General features: G+C 71.8%; 3 protein-coding genes. All 3 read left to right on the forward strand.

Features of this window, described 5'->3' with window-relative positions:
• Positions 1-103 precede the first annotated feature (103 nt).
• The gene (locus tag ACH5HR_RS16900) at positions 104-1,123 is read left to right on the forward strand and encodes a LacI family DNA-binding transcriptional regulator (RefSeq protein ID WP_402372264.1); all 1,020 of its coding nucleotides are present in this window, start codon (positions 104-106) and stop codon (positions 1,121-1,123) included.
• Positions 1,123-2,709, forward strand: coding sequence for a sugar ABC transporter ATP-binding protein (locus tag ACH5HR_RS16905; protein WP_416479015.1), 1,587 nt, complete (start codon positions 1,123-1,125; stop codon positions 2,707-2,709). Before ACH5HR_RS16900 ends, ACH5HR_RS16905 begins: the two co-directional genes overlap by 1 nt.
• A gap of 229 nt (positions 2,710-2,938) precedes the next feature.
• On the forward strand, positions 2,939-3,949 hold the full coding sequence (locus ACH5HR_RS16910) for an ABC transporter substrate-binding protein (protein WP_402372260.1): 1,011 nt from the start codon (positions 2,939-2,941) through the stop codon (positions 3,947-3,949).
• Positions 3,950-4,056 lie beyond the last annotated feature (107 nt).

Genomic DNA, 4,056 nt, shown 5'->3' on the forward strand with positions numbered 1-4,056 from the left:
CGAGGGGGTGGGCCGGCGACGAGCCGTCGGACGCCGGCGGTATCCTGTGTTCGCCGCACCGCGCCGCGCGTCGGCCGTCCGGCGGAACCCGATGGAGGCCTGCATGGCGAGTCCCGGTGTCGACAAGCCGAACATCCGGCAGGTCGCGCAGCTCGCCGGCGTGTCGCACATGACCGTGTCCCGGGTCCTCAACGACCACCCGAACATCCGGGAGGCCACCCGGCGGCGCGTCGAGGAGGCCATCGAAGAGCTCGGCTACCGCCCGAGCCTGACGGCTCGTGCCCTCGCCACCCAGCGCAGCCGCCGCATCGGCGTCCTCGTGGAGAGCGCGATGACGTTCGGGCCGACCAGCACGCTGTACGCCGTCGAGTCCGCCGCCCGCGCCTCCGGCTACGAGGTCAGCTCGGTGCTCCTGCGCGCCGGCGAAGAGATCAGCCCGCAGGAGGCCGTCGACCACCTGATCGCGCTGGGCATCGAGGCGCTGTGCGTCGTCGCGCCGAGATCGTCGTCGATCGCCGCGCTGCGCCGCATCGCCGTCGGGGTGCCCGTGCTCGTGGTCAAGCCTGACAAGGACCCGACGTTCCTCACGGTGACGGTCGACCAGCAGGCCGGGACGACGCTCGCCGTCGACCATCTCGTCTCGCTCGGGCACCGCGACATCCTGCACCTGGCCGGCCCGCTCGACTGGCTCGACGCCCGGACGCGCGAACGCGCCTTCCGCGCCCGGGCGAGGTCGTGGGGCCTGCGCGAACGCCCGATCGTCGTCGGCGACTGGACGGCGGACTTCGCCTACGACTTCGCGCGGGGGATCCGTGAGCTGCCCGAGTACACGGCCGTGTTCGTCGCGAACGACGACATGGCCGTCGGGTTCGTGCACGGGCTCCACGAGCGGGGCTTCTCCGTGCCCGACGACGTCAGCGTGGTCGGCTTCGACGACATCCCGCTGGCGCGGCACGTCATCCCGCCGCTGACCACCGTGCGGCAGAACTTCGACGCGCTCGGCGTCTCCGTCGTCGACGTCCTGCGGGCCGCGATCGAGGAGCGCGAGATCCCGGACGTGACGCGGACCCCCGCCGAGATCGTCGTGCGCGCCTCGAGCGCCGCACCGAGGAAGGTCGACTGATGGCGGCCCGGGAGACGCGTCCGGAGGCGACGGCACGGCCCGTGGTCGAGATGCGCGGGATCACCGTGGAGTACTCGGGCGTGCGGGTGCTCGACGGCGCCGACCTGACGCTGCGTCCCGGCGAGGTGCACGCGCTGATGGGGGAGAACGGCGCCGGCAAGTCCACGCTCATCGGCGCTCTGACGGGCACCGTGCCGCTCCTGGCAGGCACCGTGCGGGTCGACGGCGAGGCCAGCACTCCCACGAGCGTCGCCCGGAGCCGCGCGGACGGTATCGCGACCGTGTTCCAGGAGTCGCACCTGAGCCCGCAGCTGTCCGTGGCCGAGAACATCATGATCGGCCACGAGGTGCGCGGCCCGTTCGGCATCCGCTGGGCGCGGAGCCGGGAGCGGGCGTCGGCCGCGCTGGCCGCCCTGGGGATCGACGACGTCGACCCGCGGGCACCCCTGGACTCGCTGTCACCCGCGACCAAGCAGCTCGTCGCGGTCGCCCGCGCGATCGTCCTGGAGCCGCGGGTGCTCGTGCTCGACGAGCCGACGTCGAGCCTGGACGAGGCGGAGGCCTCCCAGCTCCTCGGTGTGGTCCGGCGGCTGCGGGACCAGGGCGTCGCGGTGCTGTTCGTGTCCCACTTCCTGGAGCAGGTCCTCGAGGTCAGCGACCGGCTGACCGTGCTCCGGGGCGGTCGGGTGGTGGCGGAGTACGTCACGGCCGAGGTGGACCGGGCCGAGCTGATCTCGAAGATGCTCGGTGAGGACATCGACGCGTTGCAGGCCCTGCACTCGCAGCGGCTGGAGCACCACTACGCCCGGTCGTCGAACCAGGTGACGTTGCGGGCGGCGTCGATCGGCCGCCGGGGCACGCTCGAGCCCACCGACGTCGACCTGGCGCGGGGCGAGGTCGTCGGCTTCGCGGGGCTGCGGGGCTCGGGCCGCACCGAGCTCGCCCGCCTCATGGGTGGTGTCGAGCGGCCGGACCGGGGCGAGCTCTGGCTGGACGGCGACCGGGTGCACCTGCGGGGTCCGGCGTCCGCGCTGCGGCACCGGATCGCCGTGTCGAGCGAGAACCTGCGCCACGACGGCATCATCGCGGGCCTGACGGTGCGGGAGAACATCGTGCTGGCCCTGCAGGCGCTGCGCGGCTGGACCCGGCCGTTGTCCCGGCCCGAGCAGGACGCCGTGGTGGACGTCTACCTCGACGCGCTCAACCTGTCCCACGAGGACCTGGACCGGCCGGCCGGCGAGCTGTCCGGCGGGACGCAGCAGAAGGTGATGCTCGCGCGGCTCCTGGCCACGCGGCCGCACGTGCTGATCCTCGACGAGCCGACGCGTGGCATCGACATCGCCGCCAAGCTCGACATCCAGCGTCGGGTGGCGCGGCTGGCCGGCGAGGGGGTCGCCGTCGTCTTCATCTCCTCCCAGCTCGAGGAGGTGGTGCGCCTGAGCGACCGGATCGTGGTCCTGAAGGACCGGGAGAAGATCGGCGAGCTGAGCAACGGGCCGGGCGTCACGGTGGACACGATCGTCGAGATGATCGCGGCCGAGCTGGACGGGCAGCTCGACGGGCCGGAGCTCGACGACGAGGACTGAGCCGGTCCGTGCTGCCGGCCCGTGCCGCCGGTCCTCGCGTGCGGGTCCGTGCATGCTCGCTCGTCCGGGCGGTGACGTTACGAGATCGTGACGTCCAATTGTGGACACGTCGTTGTGACCGGTCACATCTAGCACTATGTTAGCGGTCACAAAGCAAGTGTGCCGGAGGGTCGGAGCTGACCCACGGCCGGTGGACCGGCCGTCCGGCGTCTCGAGGAGGAGAGCAGACATGGCACGGAAGATGTGGATGCGCGGCACGATCGCCGCGGTCTCGGCAGCGGCGATGCTGGCGCTCGGCGCCTGCAGCAGCGAACCGGCCTCGGAGGAGTCCGGCGGCAGCGAGAGCGCCGAGGGGTCCGGCGGCGACGAGCTGATCTCGATCGGGTTCTCCCAGGTGGGTGCCGAGTCCGGGTGGCGCGCCGCCAACACCCAGTCCATCCAGGACACCCTCACCGAGGAGAACGGGTTCGACCTCAGCTTCTCCGACGCCCAGCAGAAGCAGGAGAACCAGATCCAGGCCCTGCGCTCGTACATCCAGCAGGGCGTCGACGTGCTCGCGTTCTCGCCGGTGGTCGAGACCGGCTGGGACGCCGTGCTCGAGGAGGCCAAGACGGCCGGCATCCCCGTGATCCTCACCGACCGCGCCGTCGACAGCGAGGACGAGACCCTCTACGAGTCCTTCATCGGCTCGGACTTCGTCCTGGAGGGCGAGATGGCCGGCGAGTGGGCCGTCGAGCAGTACGACGGCGAGGGGTACAAGATGGTCGAGCTGCAGGGCACGACAGGTTCTGCGCCCGCCATCGACCGCAAGGAGGGCTTCGGCACCGCCATCGAGGGCAGCGACATCGAGGTGATCGACTCCCAGACCGGCAACTTCACCCGCACCGAGGGCAAGCAGGTCATGGAGGGCTTCCTGCAGAAGTACGACGACATCGACCTCGTGTTCGCCCACAACGACGACATGGGCCTGGGCGCCATCGAGGCCATCGAGGCGGCCGGCATGACACCCGGCGAGGACATCAAGATCATCACGATCGACGCCGTCAAGGACGGCATGCAGGCCCTCGCCGATGGCAAGATCAACTACATCGTCGAGTGCAACCCGCTGCTGGGGCCGGACCTGGCCGAGGTCGCGCAGAAGGTCGTCGCCGGCGAGGAGGTCGAGAAGCGCATCGTCGTCGAGGACCTGGCCTTCGACCAGGAGGCGGCCGTCGAGGCCCTGCCGGACCGCCAGTACTGATCGACACGCCCCGGGACGCACCCGCGTCCCGGGGCATCGACCCGCGGGGGGGGGGGGCGCGCCCCCCCCCCCCCCCCCCCCCCCCGCCGGCCCCCACGGCCGGGCCG

This window comes from Isoptericola maris (assembly GCF_048065335.1).
GTDB lineage: Bacteria > Actinomycetota > Actinomycetes > Actinomycetales > Cellulomonadaceae > Isoptericola > Isoptericola rhizosphaerae.